Genomic DNA, 17,454 nt, shown 5'->3' with positions numbered 1-17,454 from the left:
TTTATTGTATCACGCTCCATTTTTTTCGCATACAAAAAATGCGCCGTCTTTGTACGGCGCATAAGTCTTATTTGAACTGCACTTCGCAGCGATAAATACGATTTCCTTTTTCAGAAAATTTTTCTTCATATTCTGTCATAATATTATTTTCATCCTCTAGCTTATGAAGATCAAGACTAACAAACGTCAGAAGCATACCATAAGCTGAAAAGCTTTGAAGTGAATACTCAAACAATCCTTGATTATCTGTTTTAAAATGAATTTCTCCATTTTTAACAAGCACTTCTTCATATTGCTCTAGGAATGTTTTGTATGTGAGACGTCTTTTTTCATGGCGAGGCTTTGGCCATGGATCAGAAAAGTTCAAATACACACGGTCAATCTCATCTTGAGCAAAATAGTCTGTTAAATTTTCCGCGTTAACGTCAAGAAGCTTCAAATTTGGTAAATCTTCCTCAATGAGCTTTTCAAGAGCACTCACAATAACACTTTGATATGCTTCAATCCCAATATAGTTAATATGAGGATTTTGTTTCGCCATTCCGATTAAGAACTGACCTTTCCCAGTTCCAACTTCAATATGGATTGGGTTATCATTTTGAAATACACCCTTCCAATCCCCCTTACGTTTCTCTGGAGTCGGAATAATGTACTGTGGATGGGCATCAATATAATCTTTTGCCCATGGCTTGTTTCGCAAACGCATGTTACACACCTCATCTATTTATGTTTTTCACTTCTTTCCTAATTGAGAGGAAAGGCTGTCTAGTTCAGTTAAATTTTTAGTTGTTAATATATCGCATAAATGTGTTGATAAAGATAAAACTAAAGGCACTACGTAAAGAAAAGGTGATACTTATGCCATTAAATTATCAAAATCAGCTTAGTGTATTAAAAGATATTCTTTCAGAACATCAAAGTGACTGCTGTGGAACTGTTTCGGAATGTGAGCAAATGGAGCGTCTCGCTAAATCGATGCTAGCAAATGCGCAGACGAAGGAGGAAGTTAAAAAAACTTTAGAAAACATTTATTACTATTCACAGACTGGGAAAGGAAGCAGCGAGCTTAATCAATATATCCAAACAAATCAAGCTAATTTAACTCAATGGATGGACGAACTTCACACTTTATCATGAAACAAGCTCGCTGAGGTGATGATGTAATCTATTCATTTCTCGTTCATCTTGACAGTCTTTATGTGACTGCATAAGAGAGATCATTTGGCTGATGGCATACCACTTCATTCGGTGTTCTAAGTCATCAGTCATTTCTGCTCCATATTCTTCGAGCCATTCTCCCCACTCTGATTTCGGAATATAGAGGTAAAAAAGCAATCCTAAATCAATAGCAGGATCTGCAATCATTGCTTCGTCCCAATCAATCAGGTACATCTGTCCATTTTCTCCTAACAGCCAGTTGTTATGATGAACATCACAATGACAAACTCCGTAACGAATCGTATGAATGTTTGGTAATTCACGCTGTAGATATCGAATACCTTCTTGAACTGCTGGAATTGCTAGTAGTTCATGATCGATATGTTGATATAAACTTTGTAAAAGTTCATCTGGACGCAACGGCGTTTTACCTAATCTTTTTAACATGTCTAACAGTTCTTGAGAATAGTGGATTTTACTGAGCAGTTTTGCTACTTTTGTTGAAACCATATCACTTGGTTTTAGTTCTCGGCCATTCAGCCAATGTTGCGCAGTAATAACATCTCCATTTTCCATTCTTCTTGTCCATACAAGTTTTGGAACAATTCCTTCTGCTGAAAGCATAGCTAAAAAAGGCGATGAATTTCGCTTTAAAAAAAGTTCCCGATCCTGAAACTTCGCAAAATAAGCATCTCCTGTTGAGCCGCCTGCTGGCGTTATCTTCCATTCACTTCCTAATATATGTTCCAACCAGTTCACCTTCAATTTCAACACACACATTTCATTTAGAAGTTTAGAAATAAAAAAGACAGCTACCTGAGGATACACAGACAAGTAGCCATCCTTTTTTGATTTTATCCTCAAATATCTTTTTTCGTCAAGTAAAACTGACAGATAAACAAGAATAGTTGCAGAAGTTTTCTCTTATTTAATGTTTCCACACGTAAATTAGGCTTTATCGTATCTTTATTAATGTAACCTGAACAAATATGAATTAAACGTAGCTTACAATAACGATTTACTCTTCTTCTTTGGTGACAAGTGTATTTTGAGTACTTGTTAGGAGGGCTTTGGCTGCCTTTAGCTGCCTATGCTTTAAAGGAGTTGTTAGCGTTCTAAGTTGCTCAAACCATTCCCCATAATTTCTCCTATCAACAAGCATCGTATCATGAGGAACAATAGGACAGTCAAAATATCCTTTTCGATTTAATACAACTTTACGTACAGGAAAATCACAGTTTGCTCGCTCATAAAGTTTTTGAACAATAAGACCTGTTCTATTTAAACTAATAAAAGGATTTACAATTTTCTTTTCGTCTTCTCCGTCTAAATACTTCCAAAATATTCCTTGGTTATATTGAAAAATCCCATTTTCCTTTCCTTCAACAATAGAAATACAAATTGTTTCAAGTGGGCTAATTAAAATAAGGTCTGTTTCAATTGGTGCTTTTTTGAGCTTTAAAACAGGATTATATAAGAGTAAATAATTATCAGGAAAACGTTGCAAAAAGTATTTCAAATGTTCGTTATAATATAAAGAATAGGGTATTGCTTGAGATGTTAGAACAGTTGAACTTGCCCACTGCGTTTGGAGTTGAAAAAGATTGTCTAAAAATAAAATTTTTAAATCCTCAATTGTTTTTGGTTCTGTTGTGAAATGACGAAGTGACTTTTCAAACAGTTTCTCCTCTGTCATTACAGGCTCTTGTTGTTCTTCCACCATTACTTCTTTATTTCTCCGTTGAAATAATGTTTTTAAGTTATCTAAAAAAGTACTCTTTTCTTTTGCTCTGGTCTCTGCTTCTTCTACAATCTCTTCCTCAGCAATTAAAGATTCTCCTTTATCAAATGCTAATCTTATTAACTCCCAGTTTTTTTTCTTCAATTGAATATAGTGACTAGGATATTGATAAATATCTTGTTCATAGCGTGATATATAGTCTTGTAGTTTAATTAACTGTGCCATTTTGTCCTCGTCTCCCGAGCTGTTATATTTGGACATTTTTTTGCCATAATCATGTTAAATTACCCATTTTTATCATTTTATAAGTACTTTTATTTTAATATTAAATACAGAGACGGAACAACATTTATTTCGTTATGCTAAGCATTCAAAATAAAGGAAATGGCTGCTGGACAAAGAAGAACAGTAACAATAGCACTCAACGTCATTGCAACAGAACTGATGGCTCCTTTCTCTTCTCCAAGTTCCAAAGCTTTTGCTGTTCCAATTCCATGGGCTCCTGTACCAAATGCAGCTCCTATTCCAACAAAATGATTCACATGACAATATTTTAACAATATGTTTCCAAACACAGCTCCTGATATTCCTGCAATCATTACATAAACAGCTGCAAGCGATGGAGAACTTTTAGTAATCATTGCAACGTCCATAGCAACAGGAGATGTAACAGACTTCGGGGCTAACGCTTTAATGAATGTCGAGTCAATATGTAATAAAACACTTAAATATATGCCACTAAATATTCCTACAAGCGCCCCTCCCACAACCCCTAAAGAAAGAGAAAAACCGTATTTCTTTAAAATATGCTTATTTCTAAATAATGGGTACGCCAGAGCAACAACGGCAGGACCTAACAGCTCTCCAATCCACTTCCCACCAACCATATACTGTTTGTAATCTATTTGACAAAGTAAGAGCAGCACGACAAGAATTAGCGTTGTAGTTGCTGTTGGAACAAGGAGTGGAAATCGATATTGCTCATAAACACGTTTCATAAGTATATAAATTAATATTGTTGCTAAAATGACTATAATCGCTAATAGCACATTCATCTTGATACCTCTCTTTCCCCTGTTCTTGTTACCCTTTCTTGCTTTCTAGCAAAATATTGAGTTAACAACCCTGCTGTCATCATAACGAGAAATGTACTTATAATAACGATAAAAATTGTAAGAATACCTTTTGAAGCAAAGAACGATAAATAATCAATAATCCCAACGGTTGCCGGAACAAATAAAAGGGAAAGATAAGAAAGCAGCCAATTTGCTCCTTCACTTACCCATTTTGCTTGTATTAATTTGAACTGTAACAACAAAAACAATATGAGCATCCCCACAATACTTCCAGGAACAGGAAGATGAAAAAATGAAGCTATAAATGTACCGCATTTATACAAGAAGTAAAGGAACAAAATTTGAAGAGCTATCAAACTAAAACGTTTCATAGCTCTTCTCCCCTATTTAAGGAAAAGTTTTGAACTACTTCATATTTAGGGGTTCTAGATGGATTAATTTTAACAAGCTGATATTCTACCACATCCCATGATAAACTTTGGAGATCATTATTTTTTATAAATTTTTCTTCGATACCTTTATCTCCTTCATTAAATCGTTTAGCCAATGTAATATGAGGACGGTACGGTCTTGATTCAAGTTTTTTTCCACTTTTTTCACAATTAGTGCGAACAACTTGTTCAAGCTGGAACAGATTTTCCTCATGATGAACACCAAGCCAAAATACGCGAGGTTTTGATGCTGATCCAAAAACACCTGTTTCAAGTGTTACTAATTTAAAGGAGGAAACATTCTTACTGTTTTCTTCAAGCTGTTTAATTAATAATGCTAGGATTTCATTAGTTGTTTCTCCTAAAAAAGCAAGGGTAATATGGTAATCTTCTTCATGAACAAACTTTTTAAACGGAAGCTCTTTTTTATACTTTTGCACCCATGCATGAACTTGTTCGTTAATCTCTTTAGGAAGTTTAATTCCAATAAAATAGTGAGAAGATGACATTCCACTTTTCTCCTTTATAATGAATTAGTTTTTTTTACTTTACCGCAATTTATGAAAAGACTACAAGGTGGCTTTTCGTAAGAAATTAAAGATATGTTATAGTAATATTATATTTAATACTCTTATTTACATACAAAGTGATTGAGGTGACAGTAGTGAAAGTAGCCAACAACATGGGAGAATTAATTGGAGAAACTCCCCTTGTGAAGTTAAACCGCTTACAGCCAGCAAATGGAGCGTCTGTTTATCTAAAATTAGAATTTATGAATCCAAGTAAAAGCGTAAAAGACCGGGCCGCTTATAATATGATTATTGAAGCAGAGAAAGCCGGATTATTAACTGCTGATTCTGTTATTATTGAACCTACAAGTGGAAACACGGGGATTGGTTTAGCGATGAATGCTTCTGCAAGAGGCTATCGTTCTATTCTTGTGATGCCGGATACAATGAGCCAAGAGCGAATTAACTTATTAAAAGCATATGGGGCAGACGTTGTACTTACGCCTGGTGAAGAAAAAATGCAAGGATCTATCCGAAAAGCAGAGGAGCTTGCTAAAACTATTCCGAACTCTTTTATCCCAATGCAATTTAAAAACCAAGCAAACCCAGATGCCCATCGGAATACAACAGCACCTGAAATTATAAATGCGCTTGATTCTATTGGGAAGAAACTTACTGCCTTTGTTGCAACAGCAGGAACAGGCGGGACGATTACGGGTACAGGCGAAACATTGAAAAAACATGATCCAAATATTACGGTTCATGTTGTAGAACCAGCTGGTTCCCCTGTTCTATCAGGAGGTAAACCAGGACGCCACAAGCTCGTTGGTACAAGCCCTGGTTTTATTCCTGAAACGCTTCACCAAGATGTTTATGATGAAATTTTTAAAATAAAAGATGAACAAGCATATGAGATGGTACGTAGCCTTGCTTCTCAAGAAGGAATCCTTGTTGGGCCATCTTCTGGGGGAGCATGCTTTGCAGCAATTGAAGTTGCTAAACGCTTATCTCCTCAGGAAGTTGTGGTTTGTATTGCTTGTGATACAGGAGAACGTTATTTATCAACAGACTTATTTGATTTTGAAAATGAATAAATAAAAAAGATAGAAGAGAATTCTTCTATCTTTTTTATTTTGTTATATTTTTTTACTTTGCTAATTCATATAGTGCTTGAGCATAAATGGCTGTTGCTTTTAATAAATCTTCTATATCCATATATTCATCTTTTTTATGTGCAACATCTTCTCGTCCTTGAAATAAAGGCCCAAATGCAACACCAGCTTTCAATGCCCGTGCATATGTCCCTCCTCCAATAGCTAAGAGCGTTGCCTCCTCTCCTGTACGCTCTTCGTAAACGCGTTGCAGTGTTTGAATAAGTTGATGATCTTTTTCAACATGATGTGGAGGTGAATCATCAACATTTTCAATTGAAAATGTTTTTTGATCAATTCCTTCAATAATGGCGCTTGATTGTTGTGTAACAGGATAGCGAATGTTGAGGCCGTATTTTCCCCCTTCATCTTCCTTATAGCGAATAAGACCAATATTTACAGTTAACGGCCCGCTTACTTCATCTTTATATGCGATTCCTAGCTTTTTCCCATAATAGTCCCCACAGAACATCTGCGCTCCATACCGCACAAATTCATTTGCTTTCTCATCTAATGCAAGATTTGAAAGAAATTCGCACATTTTAATTCCTGCGTTAACCCCTTGTTCAGGCATGCTTCCATGGGCTGAAACTCCTTCAATTACCAAAACCACTTCTTCTCCCTTTATCGTTACATGACCGCTTAAATTTTCATTCTCTAAAAAGGTATGAAAAGTTTCTTCTTCAAAGTTTTCTAGAGCTAACAAGGCTTCTGCATAATCCGGAACCATATTATAACGATGCCCTGATGTCAGAGACTTTAGCACCTTGTCTCCCTTCTCATCTTTTTTCTGGATAAGATCAAAATCCATAATGCCTTTCTCAGCATGGATAATAGGGAAGTCGGCATCTGGAGCGAATCCAATCCCTGGCATCTCTTCATGAGCAAAATAGTGATCGACACAGCGCCAGTTACTTTCTTCATCAGTTCCAATAATCATTCGAATTCGCTTTGACAAAGGTATCTCAAGCTCTTTTAAAATTTTAATTGCGTAGTAGGCTGCCATTGTTGGACCCTTATCATCAATTGCTCCTCTTGCATAAATTCGACCATCTTTCACCACTGCTCCAAACGGTGGAACAGACCATCCATCTCCCTCAGGAACTACATCAATGTGACAAAGAACACCAATTAATTCTTCTCCTGAACCATGCTCAATATGACCTGCATATCCATCAACGTTCTTTGTAACAAAACCATCTTTTTTTCCGGTTTCCAACAAAAAGTGAAGAGCTTCTGCTATTCCTTCTCCAAAAGGAGCTTTCTCTGTTCCTTCTTCTAATACACTTTTTATTTTTAACAGCTCTCTTGTATCCTCAATAAGTTCATTTTTTCTATTCTCTACTTCTTGAACCCAATCAATATTTTTCATTTTTCTCAGTCCTTTCTATGTAAATCTTCCCTCTCATTATACCTTTTTATAAAAAAGGAATTAAAATAAAGCGTTTTAGAAGATTCTACTCATATATTTCAGAAAATTTATTATAATTAAAAATAAGAAGTGTAAATGGAGGTGACTTCCTTCAATATTACATAATTGTTACACAATTTTGTAAATGTTGTGTTAATTTATGCCTTTTGCTTTTCAAATGTTTGTGTGTTTGTGTACAATAGAAGTGTAGTGGCATTATCCAATCAGCAAAGCGTACCATGTTAAAATCTGATAAGGAAGTGGTTGTTTGAAACCTGCAACGAATCGAATGCTAACTCGCATCAAATCAGTTTACATGTTCATTAGTCAAAAAGGTACAGTAACGACTCAGGAGCTAGTAGACGAATTTGGGATTACTCCACGGACTGTCCAGCGAGATTTGAATGTATTGGCATATAATGATTTAGTTCGCAGTCCTGGTAGAGGAAAATGGACGGCTACAGAAAAGAAAGTACGAGCATCATCTTAACTACGAAAATAAAAAATAACGAAGAAGCATGATATTGAAAAAAACAGCATACGTTTTTTTCTGCTTGTAGACCACTGCCCTCTGGATAAAGAATGGCACTACAAGCTTTTTTTATGTGCCCTTTCATATAAAAATCCTTTTTCACTTCCACTCGATGTTTAATCCTATCCCAACTTCTTTAATAATCCCTGTCCTAGCAAGCGCTATTTTAGATTGAAGATCTGTACAATGACATGGGTATAATGACTGAAGCTCTAACTTTTCTAGATAACTCACTGTTTTCTCAATCCTGTTTTTAGATGGATTTAGAAGATGAAACCCTCCGATTACACTTATAACTCGTTCTTCTTCACACACCATTTTTGCTTGTTCAATAATATTGCAAATTCCAGAATGAGCACATCCAACAATTACAACAAGGCCCCCTTTTGCTTTATACACTAGGGCTGTGTCATCTACTACATAATCAGCTTCATATTGCCCCTCAACAATTACACTCCCAATTGGTTCATCTTCTTCGAAGTCAAACTTTCTTTCGATTTCTCCTAAGAACACAAGCTTCTCTGTTAACCAAAAAGGCTTTCTTGATAGATGCACAGGAAAATGATAATTCACCTTTTCCTCCGATAAGAGACTGCCGATTTCACCCTCTGAAGGAAAGAGCTTACTGTTAAAAACAAAAGGATGTCCAATAACAGTTGGAATTGCATGATCTATTTTTTCTCCTTTTGCCTCCACAAACAACCTTACAAGATCTGTTAATCCCCACGTATGATCAATATGACCATGTGATAATGCAATATAGTGTAACTTTCTAAGGTTAATTCCCATTTTTTCGGCATTACGAATAAACGCATGTGAATAGCCTGTATCAAACAATATTCTTTTTTCTCTATCTTCTATAAAGAAAGATAGGGCAGGTTCTCCTGTAAAATAACGATCAATGTATGTATTATTATCAACTAGTACCCTTAAGTTCATGACTTCTCCCCCTTTTTTACTTTATTATACAAAAAATAGAGGAGTAAAAAGCACTCCTCTTCCTTTATAATTTCAATCTTTGTAATCTTAGAGCATTAATTACAACAGATACAGAGCTAAATGCCATTGCAGCTCCTGCTACCCATGGAGCTAGTAATCCAGCTGCTGCAATTGGAATTCCTAATGTGTTGTATCCAAATGCCCAGAATAAGTTTTGTTTAATATTTTTAATCGTTTCGTCACTAATAAATAAAGCATCTCCTATACTATTTAAATCCCCTCGCATAAGAGTAATATCTGCTGCTTCTAGGGCAACATCTGTCCCTGTTCCAATCGCCATTCCGACATCAGCAAGGGCAAGAGCAGGAGCATCATTGATTCCATCTCCTACCATAGCTACAAAATGGCCTTTTTCTTTCAACTTTTGCACTTCGCTGGCCTTTTCTTCTGGAAGCACTCCTGCAATAACACGTCGGATTCCAACTTGCGCTGCAATTGCTCTAGCCGTTCTTTCGTTATCACCTGTTATCATAAAAACCTGTAACCCTTTATTTATAAGACTCTGTACGGCTTCTTTTGATGTCTCTTTTACGGTATCTGCCACAGCAATAATTCCTTCATATGCTCCGTCAATAGCTACAAGCATCGCTGTTTTTCCTTCTTCTTCAAGCTTGCTCATATGCTCTTCAGCTGCTTCAATATGAATATCATATTGGAGCATAAGCTTACGAGTACCAACAAGAACTTTTCTTCCCTCTACAGTTGCTGTGATTCCGAACCCTGAGAGAGATTCGAATTGGGAAACAGAACAGAGCTCAATTTTTCTTCCTTCTGCTTCTTCTACGATAGCACCTGCAAGTGGATGTTCAGATTGTTTTTCAGCTGATCCTGCTATTTTTAAGAGTTCTGTAACTCTCACTTTTCCACGTATTAAAACATCCGTTACTTTCGGGGTTCCATTTGTAATCGTACCTGTTTTATCAAGAATAACCGTATCAATTTTATGGGCTGTTTCTAAATATTCGCCACCCTTAAATAAAATACCATATTCTGCGGCACGTCCAGATCCTGCCATGATTGAAGTTGGCGTTGCTAATCCAAGAGCACAAGGACAAGCAATCACAAGAACAGCGATCAACACTTCTAAAGATGGTGCAAACTGTCCTGGTTCAACCCAGATATACCAAATCAAAAAGGTTAGGATTGCAATACCAACAACAATAGGGACAAAAACCCCTGAAATTTTATCAGCTAAGCGCTGAATAGGAGCTTTCGAACCCTGAGCTTCTTCAACAACTTGGATAATTTGAGCTAGTGCTGTTTCTTTTCCAACTCTAGTTGCTTCTACTTTTAAAAAACCATTTTTATTAATTGTAGCTCCAATTACTTTGTCGCCAACTTTTTTATCAACTGGGACGCTTTCCCCTGTAAGCATTCCTTCATCTATGCTTGATTCTCCAGCAATAACTTCCCCATCAACAGGAATTTTCTCTCCTGGTTTAATATATAAGATATCTCCTTTTCTTACATCATCAATGGATACTTCTATTTCTTCACCGTCGCGAAAAATAGTGGCTGTTTTTGCTTTAAGACTCATCATTTTCTTGATTGCTTCTGAGGAACGTCCTTTTGCTTTTGCCTCAAAGAGTTTGCCTAATAAAATGAGCGTAAGTAAAACCGCACTTGTTTCATAATAAAGATCGATGTGATGACTTCCTGATGAAAGGAGAGTCATATATAAAGAATAAAAATAAGCAGCACTTGTTCCTAAAGCAACGAGCACATCCATATTCGCACTCTTATTTTTTAATGCTTTAAAAGCGCCAATATAGAACTGCCCGCCAACAATAAATTGCACAGGCGTTGCTAATGCGAATTGAAACCACGGATTCATAAATAAAGCTGGCACAGGAAGAAAAGAAGTAAAAGAAAAATGGCCGACCATCGTCCATAAAAGCGGCAAACTTAATATAAGCGAACCCCAAAACTTCATTTGCTGTCTTTTCAAAACTTTTTCACGATAATCAACATTTTCCGTTTCTTCTTTGACTTTAGCATCATACCCAAGTTTTCTTACTTTTTCAGTCATATCTGATGGTGATAGAGTATTTTTGTTATAAACGACTGTTGCCGTTTCAAGTGCAAAGTTTACAGTAGCGTCTGTTACACCTTCTAGTTTGTTCAGCCCTTTCTCAATCCGGTTTGCACATGCTGCGCATGTCATCCCCATTAGTATAAGCTCTGTTTTTTCTTTTACAACTTCATAACCAAGCTTATTCACTTTTTCTTCAATTTGATTTTCGTTTATTTCATCTTTATTATACTTTACGGTACACGACTCTAACGCAAAGTTTACATTTGCTTCCTCTATCCCTTCTAACTTTTTTAATCCTCTCTCAATTCGATTTGCACATGCTGCACATGTCATTCCACTAATAGACAAGGAAGCTTCTTTATACGTTGTCATATTGCCCTCCCCCATATACCTGCACAGGGTATATATTTTTAAGAAAAATAGCGTACGAAATCTCGTACGCTATTTATTTATTTCACATCATAGCCTTGGTCATCAATTGTTTCTTTAATTTCATCAAGTGTTGCTTTATCTTTATCAAATTCAACTGTTACAGCTTTTTCATTCAAGTTTACGTCTACTTTTTCTACTCCATTAAGTTCTCCAACGCTGCTTTCAATTGCTTTTACACAGTGGTTACATGACATGCCTTCAACGTTTAAAGTTACTTTTTCCATGTTCTCCATCTCCTTTATTTCATTAATCTCTTCATTGTTGTTAATAACTCATCAATAATTTCTGGATCATCATTTTTAACACGCTCTACCACGCAATGTTTTAAATGACCTTCAAGCAATATTTTACTGACACTATTTAAAGCTGATTGAGCAGCTGCAATTTGTGTAATTACGTCATCACAATACGTATCTTTATCAATCAATCCTTTAATGCCACGGATCTGACCTTCAACACGATTTAAGCGACTTGTTAAATTCTTTTTTACTTCTTCAGAATGATGACTTCTTCGCTCAGTTGAAATATGACAAAGATTTTCTTCTACAACTTTCTCTTCTTTCAATTATTCTCCCCCTTTCTATTTTGAGATTAACATACCCCCCTACCCTATGTAAAGAATAAAGCTTCTATTTTTTTATCTTCCCTTTTCTACACCTTTTTATCTATAAAAACAAAAAATAAGAGCTTTAAAGCTCTTATTTTAAGCAATATTATTTAAATTTCACTTCTTTTAACTTTCCTGTTTGTTGTTTCTTTTGTAGAGGAAAACGCTGCTTTTCTAATCTGTCGATTTGAGTAATTTGTGAATCATGAACAACAATCTCCACTGACCCATATTCAATGCCTTGAAGTGACTGCACAATACGATCAATCCACTGTTGGTCAATTTGCTTTTCTCCCATAGAAAATCCCTCCATTTTTAATCTCGACTAATTCAGTCGAGTTTTAAATAAAAAAGACTCCTTTCATCTACACACCATTAATTGGAATTAGATAAGAAGGAGCCTTTAGTTGTCTAATCGGCATCTTTTAGTATGTAGTTTTATAACTTAGTAATTCAATTGGTTTTGTATGATTAATTGGATTATAGCCTATTCATGAAATGATGTCTACCTGTTTTCTAAAAAAAGACAAAATTTGTAGTTAATTTAATTGGATAGGTTTTAAATTTCCTTTTAATAAATCATCAAGCGTAGTTTGTTCAAGTACATATGCAATTGTGTCTCGAACAAGAGTCCAAAGTGGCTTTAATAAGCAGGTCTTTTCAAGTGCACAAGGTTCATAAGCTGTTACACTAGCACAGCTCATTGGAGAAAGAGGCCCTTCAATTTTTCGAATGACTTCACCAATGTTAATGTCTTCAGGCTGTTGACTTAAGAAGTAACCTCCGTGTATACCACGTTTACTCTCTACGTATCCTAGTTTCTTAAGGGTAAGTAAAATTTTTTCCAAATATTTTACTGTAACAAGTGTTGCATCAGAAATATCACTGATAGACATAAGCTCTTTCTTCTGACCAAGAACAATAAGAGCACGCAGTGCATACTCGCCTTTACTGGAGACTTTCATATTCCCACCCCTAAAACTTATTATACCTATCGGAATTAGTATAATTATATCTATTTCCTGATTTATTGTCTACCCTAAAATAAATCTCTAGATGTAAAAAGTCGTTAAGAATTTCGCCTTAACGACTAAAGAAGAGCATCTCGTTTTCATATTACGTGTATAAATGAAAGCACATTTTATTAATTCACAGGAATGGTGCGTTTTTCCTCATTAATAGATAAAGCTAATAACTTATCAATACGTTCACTTATCTCATCTTCAATAGCGTAATGTTCACTGTTTACTTTCTCCACTTGTATGTCTATAACATATGCTCCGCTTAAAATATTTGTTGCTCCAAGGGCTGATAGTACAGGTTTTATTGCATAATCAATAGAAAGTAGATGTCCAAAAGAACCTCCTAGTACAAGTGGAACAACCGTTTTTCCCTGTAGTCCTTTCTGTGGTAACAAATCTAAATAGGTTTTTAAAATACCTGTATAAGCAGCTTTATAAACAGGTGTAAGGACAACAACAATGTGAGCATTTGCTACCTTTTCGTTAGCCTTTATAATTTCTTGGCTATGAAAATTAGCTGAAATCAAATCCTCTGCAGGTAATTCTGAAACAAAAACTGTTTCAGTTAAAACATTCTCTTTCTTAAAATACTGCTCTGCTTTATCAAATAATCCTTTTAAACGTGATTTTTTACTGTTTCCTCCATAGATGATCACTGCATTTGTCATGTTATTATCCCCTTTCTTTAATACTTGCTTAATGGATTTTCTTCAAGGATATTTAAAAAATCATGAAACTTTCTTGCTAACCCTCCTTGCCCAAACTTCAAATACTTTGTACTTCCTTTTTTTATCCCTTTTTCTTCAAGATAATTTAAAAATGCTAATAAATAGATACGACGAGAAAGAACATTAATAACACCGTGATTATAAAGCCAGTCTTCAATTGTATTGAATGTGCCTCGGTTAAGACCGTACCTTTGATAGCACCAATTATAAAAATGTATATTTGGTAAGTTAAGATATTCGCTTGTTTTGATCGATATTTTCGCTTCTGAATACAACTCTTGCATATTCTTTGTCCTCCTTTATTTGTTTAAGAAGTGAGTGAAGTGAAGAAAATTTTTGTTCAGAGCGGATGTAGAAAAGAGGAATGCATTTTAAATGTTGACCATATAAGTCTCCTTCAAAATTTAGGAGGTGAATTTCAATTGTATGTTTAAGGTCAGACCCTATCGTTGGTTTGAATCCTATGTTCATAATACCTTCGTACTTTTTGGAATTTAAATGAACTTGCACACCATAAACTCCATTTTGAAGCGAGGGAGATGAAGAAGCTACATTAGCTGTGGGAAATCCAAGCTTTCTTCCAATCTTCATACCATGAATTACTTCTCCACCAAACTCTTGCTTGCTAATCCACTGTACCTTTTTCTTAGTTTCCATCCTTATCACCCTTTCCTTTGAAATAAGAAAAGGCCTTTGATGCGTAGTATCTACACACCAAAGACCTCTAGTTTTCTAGCCGGCAAATATTAGATTACGTTTATATTAAATCAATTATTCCTATTTGTAAAGTAGGAATAAAATTTTCACTTCTTTTTTCTTTTTATAAATTCTCCTCTTCTCATTAGGTTTTTTTATACATTATAGTTAGATTTTCAATACATCATGCTGTTGTTGCAAAAGGTATTTAGCACTGCTATACAAGAAATAAGCTCCTTTTATTAATGCTTTTTCGTTTATTGTAAAAGAAGGATGATGCCAATCTTCTGTTCCACTTGTTCCTAAAAACGCAAAAGCCCCCGGTACTTTCTCTAGGTAATGAGCAAAGTCTTCTCCTGCCGTTGAAAGCTCTGGTTCAATAACTTTTAGTTCAGCACTTTTGGCTCCAGACTCTATTGCTTCAAGTATGCTGCAGTGATTAATCAGCGGCGGCGGTCCTTCATACCACTTGATATCTCCCTCCATTAGAAATGTATTAAATATATTTTCTAAAATTGTGTAGAAACGTTCTTTGACATGTACACGCACTTCCTTATCAAATGTTCTCACTGTTCCCTCAATCGTAACAGAGTTCGGAATAACATTCCAGGTATTTCCTCCCTCTATTCTTGTTACACTCACAACCGCACTTTTTAACGGAGAAACATTTCGGCTTACAACGGTTTGTAAAGCTGTAATTATGTGAGCTGATGCTACAATTGGATCGCTTCCGTTATGAGGAAGAGCTGCATGTGCTCCTTTTCCATTGATCACAACTTTAAAACGATCAACAGCCGCCATCAATGGGCCTCTTTTAATTCCTATTGTACCGACTTGTAGGTCAGGCTTGTTATGAAGGCCAATAATACCTTCTACATCTTCTAAATGGCCTGCTTTAATAACCTTTTCTGCTCCAGCTCCGTATTCTTCAGCAGGTTGAAATAAGAAACGAACACTGCCTCTCAGTTGTTCTTCTTCTTTTTTTAATAAATAGGCTGCTCCAATAGCAGCTGCTGTATGAAAATCATGACCGCATGCGTGCATTTTTCCAGGTATTTGCGAAGCATATGAAAGGTCGGTATTCTCTTGAATGGATAAAGCATCAATATCTGCTCTAATGGCCACAACAGGTCCCTCATTATTTCCGATGTTTGCAACAACTCCTGTTTTTAAAGCTGTCTCTTCCAAGCGAATACCTTTGTCTATTAGCCATTCTTTAATTCTACTTGTTGTTTCAAATTCTTCATGAGAAAGTTCAGGGTATTGATGTAAATGCCTATAAATATGAATGAGACGTTCCTCAAGAACTTTGGCATTCATTTTCCTCTCCTCCTTTATATAAATCATAACGAAAGCATTTCACAAGAATGTCTTGATTTGAAAACTCTTTTGAATAATCTCTTTTAAACCCTAACCCTCTGTTTATAAAGCATGTTGATGTACTTCTTTTACAATATGATCTTGATTCCTGTAATCATTACCTTCAAGTCTTTTTAGAAAGCGTATTGTTCGTTCTTCGTTTGGTTTATAAAATAGTTGCTCTGGGACTCCTTCTTCAACGATGACTCCTTCGTCCATAAATAGAACATAGTCAGCTACTTCTCTTGCAAAGTTCATCTCATGTGTGACGATAATCATTGTAATTCCTTCTCTAGCAATTTCTTTAATAACGGAAAGCACTTCTCCGACTAGTTCAGGATCAAGGGCAGATGTAGGTTCATCGAATAAAATAACTTTTGGGTTAAGAGCAAGAGCTCTTGCAATTCCTACTCGCTGTTGTTGCCCACCTGAAAGCTGGCTTGGATAATGGTGAAGTTTATCTTCTAGCCCTACTTTAGTAAGCATTTGTTTGCTTTGCTCTTTAGCGATTGATTTTTTCATTTTATGAACAACAACAAGCCCTTCCATTACGTTTTGAAGCACAGTTTTATGGGAAAATAAGTTGTAATGTTGAAAAACCATTGCAGATTGTCTGCGCAGCGCAATAATCTCCTTTTTCCGAACGCTGTGAGCATTTAAACTTATCTCTCCAACAGATACAGTGCCTTCATCTGGTTTTTCAAGATAATTCAGGCACCGTAACAACGTTGTTTTGCCAGATCCACTCGGTCCAAGGATTGCCACAACTTTCCCATGCTCCACCTTAAGACTAATGTCTTTTAATATCTCTTGATCTCCAAACGATTTTTTAATTCCAGATAATTTAATCACCGAACTCCTCCTTTTGCATATGAATACACCCTTTGTTCAATCCAAGATGATAACACTTCTATAAGAATAGTTAATCCCCAGTAAATCATCCCTGCTGCAATAAAGGCTTCTAGAAACTTTAAATTTGTAGATGCCACGATATTTGCTGCCCCTGTTATCTCTTTTTGAGAAACGATAAAAGCAATTGATGATGTATGCAAAAAGCCAACAAAAACATTGGTAAAGTTAGGAATAGAACTAGCAAAAGCTTGTGGTAAGATGATACATCTCATCACTTGAAAAGTTGTCATGCCTGTGGCGTATGCAGCTTCTACTTGACCTTTTGGAAGACTGACAATACCCGATCGGATTGTTTCCGATAAATAGGCTCCTGCACTCAGTGACAAAGCAAAAAGAACAAATAAAGAAACAGGAATAGCATTTGTTTGTACATGCATGTCCATTTCTTTCATCCCTTTATCAATAAGAAGAGGAAGGCCAAAGTAAATCAACATAACATGCATAATAATAGGTGTTCCCCTTAAAAAAGAAACATACATTTCCGCAAATGGTGCTAATATCCTCACCTTATAAATCCGAATAATAGCTAAAATTAACCCGAGAAGAAAGCCTGCACATAAAGGAATAAGGGTTAGCATTAAGGTAATCGGCAGGGCCTTGATAATTTCCGTTAACGCTGTCCAAATAAACGGGATATCAATTGTCATTTTATTCT

Annotated in this window: 22 protein-coding genes; 3 read left to right on the top strand and 19 right to left on the bottom strand. The window is 35.7% G+C overall.

Going from position 1 to position 17,454, the window contains the following annotated elements:
• Positions 1–67: 67 nt before the first annotated feature.
• Positions 68–706 (bottom strand): tRNA (guanosine(46)-N7)-methyltransferase TrmB, encoded by a 639-nt coding sequence (trmB, locus tag B9N79_RS00505; protein ID WP_046217910.1) that lies wholly within the window; start codon positions 704–706, stop codon positions 68–70.
• A gap of 152 nt (positions 707–858) precedes the next feature.
• On the opposite strand from trmB, the gene B9N79_RS00500 reads away from it, so the two are divergent.
• Complete coding sequence (locus B9N79_RS00500; RefSeq protein ID WP_019391153.1) at positions 859–1,137, top strand: YtzH-like family protein; 279 nt, start codon at positions 859–861, stop codon at positions 1,135–1,137.
• Here B9N79_RS00500 and B9N79_RS00495 read toward each other — a convergent pair.
• From B9N79_RS00495 to thpR, 5 genes are all read right to left on the bottom strand, one after another.
• Positions 1,132–1,908, bottom strand: a complete 777-nt coding sequence (locus B9N79_RS00495) for a phosphotransferase family protein (protein WP_026009468.1) — start codon at positions 1,906–1,908, stop codon at positions 1,132–1,134. The two genes, B9N79_RS00500 and B9N79_RS00495, sit on opposite strands and share 6 nt — an antisense overlap.
• Positions 1,909–2,176: 268 nt before the next feature.
• On the bottom strand, positions 2,177–3,124 hold the full coding sequence (locus B9N79_RS00490) for a nuclease-related domain-containing protein (RefSeq protein ID WP_085117675.1): 948 nt from the start codon (positions 3,122–3,124) through the stop codon (positions 2,177–2,179).
• Between the two features lie 137 nt (positions 3,125–3,261).
• Positions 3,262–3,954: an LrgB family protein gene (locus B9N79_RS00485; protein WP_019391150.1), complete on the bottom strand. Its 693-nt coding sequence runs from the start codon at positions 3,952–3,954 to the stop codon at positions 3,262–3,264.
• Positions 3,951–4,346: a CidA/LrgA family protein gene (locus tag B9N79_RS00480; protein ID WP_019391149.1), complete on the bottom strand. Its 396-nt coding sequence runs from the start codon at positions 4,344–4,346 to the stop codon at positions 3,951–3,953. Before B9N79_RS00480 ends, B9N79_RS00485 begins: the two co-directional genes overlap by 4 nt.
• Positions 4,343–4,915 carry an RNA 2',3'-cyclic phosphodiesterase gene (thpR, locus tag B9N79_RS00475; protein ID WP_046217912.1) on the bottom strand — a complete coding sequence of 191 codons (573 nt, stop codon included), beginning with the start codon at positions 4,913–4,915 and terminating at the stop codon, positions 4,343–4,345. The genes B9N79_RS00480 and thpR overlap by 4 nt, the downstream gene beginning before the upstream one ends.
• A gap of 173 nt (positions 4,916–5,088) precedes the next feature.
• Here thpR and cysK point away from each other — a divergent pair, with 173 nt between their 5' ends.
• Positions 5,089–6,009, top strand: coding sequence for a cysteine synthase A (gene cysK, locus B9N79_RS00470; protein ID WP_162493193.1), 921 nt, complete (start codon positions 5,089–5,091; stop codon positions 6,007–6,009).
• Positions 6,010–6,061: 52 nt separating this feature from the next.
• Here cysK and pepV read toward each other — a convergent pair whose 3' ends face one another.
• Positions 6,062–7,438 (bottom strand): dipeptidase PepV, encoded by a 1,377-nt coding sequence (pepV, locus tag B9N79_RS00465; RefSeq protein ID WP_040056943.1) that lies wholly within the window; start codon positions 7,436–7,438, stop codon positions 6,062–6,064.
• Positions 7,439–7,745: 307 nt separating this feature from the next.
• Between pepV and B9N79_RS00460 the strand changes: the two genes are divergently transcribed.
• The gene (locus tag B9N79_RS00460; RefSeq protein WP_019391145.1) at positions 7,746–7,967 is read left to right on the top strand and encodes a DeoR family transcriptional regulator; all 222 of its coding nucleotides are present in this window, start codon (positions 7,746–7,748) and stop codon (positions 7,965–7,967) included.
• 141 nt (positions 7,968–8,108) lie between these two features.
• On the opposite strand, the gene B9N79_RS00455 is transcribed toward B9N79_RS00460, so the two are convergent.
• The 12 genes from B9N79_RS00455 to B9N79_RS00400 form a co-directional block, all read right to left on the bottom strand.
• Positions 8,109–8,948 carry an MBL fold metallo-hydrolase gene (locus tag B9N79_RS00455; protein WP_046217913.1) on the bottom strand — a complete coding sequence of 280 codons (840 nt, stop codon included), beginning with the start codon at positions 8,946–8,948 and terminating at the stop codon, positions 8,109–8,111.
• 64 nt (positions 8,949–9,012) lie between these two features.
• Positions 9,013–11,415 carry a heavy metal translocating P-type ATPase gene (locus B9N79_RS00450; RefSeq protein ID WP_040056945.1) on the bottom strand — a complete coding sequence of 801 codons (2,403 nt, stop codon included), beginning with the start codon at positions 11,413–11,415 and terminating at the stop codon, positions 9,013–9,015.
• Between the two features lie 77 nt (positions 11,416–11,492).
• The gene (gene copZ / locus B9N79_RS00445) at positions 11,493–11,699 is read right to left on the bottom strand and encodes a copper chaperone CopZ (RefSeq protein WP_019391142.1); all 207 of its coding nucleotides are present in this window, start codon (positions 11,697–11,699) and stop codon (positions 11,493–11,495) included.
• Between the two features lie 14 nt (positions 11,700–11,713).
• Positions 11,714–12,040, bottom strand: coding sequence for a metal-sensitive transcriptional regulator (locus tag B9N79_RS00440; RefSeq protein ID WP_019391141.1), 327 nt, complete (start codon positions 12,038–12,040; stop codon positions 11,714–11,716).
• Positions 12,041–12,188: 148 nt separating this feature from the next.
• Positions 12,189–12,380: a YezD family protein gene (locus B9N79_RS00435; protein WP_019391140.1), complete on the bottom strand. Its 192-nt coding sequence runs from the start codon at positions 12,378–12,380 to the stop codon at positions 12,189–12,191.
• A 241-nt stretch (positions 12,381–12,621) separates the two neighbouring features.
• Entirely contained in the window at positions 12,622–13,047 is a 426-nt protein-coding gene (locus tag B9N79_RS00430; protein WP_040056948.1) for an RrF2 family transcriptional regulator, read from the bottom strand.
• Positions 13,048–13,226: 179 nt separating this feature from the next.
• Positions 13,227–13,772: an NADPH-dependent FMN reductase gene (ssuE, locus tag B9N79_RS00425; RefSeq protein ID WP_040056949.1), complete on the bottom strand. Its 546-nt coding sequence runs from the start codon at positions 13,770–13,772 to the stop codon at positions 13,227–13,229.
• Positions 13,773–13,789: 17 nt separating this feature from the next.
• On the bottom strand, positions 13,790–14,116 hold the full coding sequence (locus B9N79_RS00420; protein ID WP_019391137.1) for a hypothetical protein: 327 nt from the start codon (positions 14,114–14,116) through the stop codon (positions 13,790–13,792).
• Positions 14,061–14,489: a riboflavin kinase gene (locus tag B9N79_RS00415; RefSeq protein ID WP_046217916.1), complete on the bottom strand. Its 429-nt coding sequence runs from the start codon at positions 14,487–14,489 to the stop codon at positions 14,061–14,063. Before B9N79_RS00415 ends, B9N79_RS00420 begins: the two co-directional genes overlap by 56 nt.
• 207 nt (positions 14,490–14,696) lie before the next feature.
• Positions 14,697–15,875 (bottom strand): amidohydrolase, encoded by a 1,179-nt coding sequence (locus B9N79_RS00410; RefSeq protein WP_239695481.1) that lies wholly within the window; start codon positions 15,873–15,875, stop codon positions 14,697–14,699.
• Positions 15,876–15,950: 75 nt separating this feature from the next.
• Entirely contained in the window at positions 15,951–16,739 is a 789-nt protein-coding gene (locus B9N79_RS00405) for an amino acid ABC transporter ATP-binding protein (protein WP_040056951.1), read from the bottom strand.
• Entirely contained in the window at positions 16,736–17,446 is a 711-nt protein-coding gene (locus B9N79_RS00400; protein ID WP_040056952.1) for an amino acid ABC transporter permease, read from the bottom strand. The genes B9N79_RS00405 and B9N79_RS00400 overlap by 4 nt, the downstream gene beginning before the upstream one ends.
• Positions 17,447–17,454 lie beyond the last annotated feature (8 nt).

Source organism: Priestia filamentosa, from assembly GCF_900177535.1.
GTDB lineage: Bacteria > Bacillota > Bacilli > Bacillales > Bacillaceae_H > Bacillus_I > Bacillus_I filamentosa.
This window is presented reverse-complemented; position numbering and strand designations above follow the sequence as displayed.

Bases quoted from the DNA above. Each gene is read 5' to 3' on its own strand.
- B9N79_RS00490 (WP_085117675.1), bottom strand. From the start codon at position 3,124: ATGGCACAGTTAATTAAACTACAAGACTATATATCACGCTATGAACAA.
- B9N79_RS00400 (WP_040056952.1), bottom strand. From the start codon at position 17,446: ATGACAATTGATATCCCGTTTATTTGGACAGCGTTAACGGAAATTATC.
- B9N79_RS00500 (WP_019391153.1), top strand. From the start codon at position 859: ATGCCATTAAATTATCAAAATCAGCTTAGTGTATTAAAAGATATTCTT.
- B9N79_RS00450 (WP_040056945.1), bottom strand. From the start codon at position 11,415: ATGACAACGTATAAAGAAGCTTCCTTGTCTATTAGTGGAATGACATGT.
- B9N79_RS00410 (WP_239695481.1), bottom strand. From the start codon at position 15,875: ATGATTTATATAAAGGAGGAGAGGAAAATGAATGCCAAAGTTCTTGAG.
- B9N79_RS00430 (WP_040056948.1), bottom strand. From the start codon at position 13,047: ATGAAAGTCTCCAGTAAAGGCGAGTATGCACTGCGTGCTCTTATTGTT.
- trmB (WP_046217910.1), bottom strand. From the start codon at position 706: ATGCGTTTGCGAAACAAGCCATGGGCAAAAGATTATATTGATGCCCAT.
- B9N79_RS00415 (WP_046217916.1), bottom strand. From the start codon at position 14,489: ATGGAAACTAAGAAAAAGGTACAGTGGATTAGCAAGCAAGAGTTTGGT.
- copZ (WP_019391142.1), bottom strand. From the start codon at position 11,699: ATGGAAAAAGTAACTTTAAACGTTGAAGGCATGTCATGTAACCACTGT.
- B9N79_RS00455 (WP_046217913.1), bottom strand. From the start codon at position 8,948: ATGAACTTAAGGGTACTAGTTGATAATAATACATACATTGATCGTTAT.
- cysK (WP_162493193.1), top strand. From the start codon at position 5,089: ATGGGAGAATTAATTGGAGAAACTCCCCTTGTGAAGTTAAACCGCTTA.
- B9N79_RS00420 (WP_019391137.1), bottom strand. From the start codon at position 14,116: ATGCAAGAGTTGTATTCAGAAGCGAAAATATCGATCAAAACAAGCGAA.
- pepV (WP_040056943.1), bottom strand. From the start codon at position 7,438: ATGAAAAATATTGATTGGGTTCAAGAAGTAGAGAATAGAAAAAATGAA.
- thpR (WP_046217912.1), bottom strand. From the start codon at position 4,915: ATGTCATCTTCTCACTATTTTATTGGAATTAAACTTCCTAAAGAGATT.
- B9N79_RS00435 (WP_019391140.1), bottom strand. From the start codon at position 12,380: ATGGGAGAAAAGCAAATTGACCAACAGTGGATTGATCGTATTGTGCAG.
- B9N79_RS00480 (WP_019391149.1), bottom strand. From the start codon at position 4,346: ATGAAACGTTTTAGTTTGATAGCTCTTCAAATTTTGTTCCTTTACTTC.
- B9N79_RS00485 (WP_019391150.1), bottom strand. From the start codon at position 3,954: ATGAATGTGCTATTAGCGATTATAGTCATTTTAGCAACAATATTAATT.
- ssuE (WP_040056949.1), bottom strand. From the start codon at position 13,772: ATGACAAATGCAGTGATCATCTATGGAGGAAACAGTAAAAAATCACGT.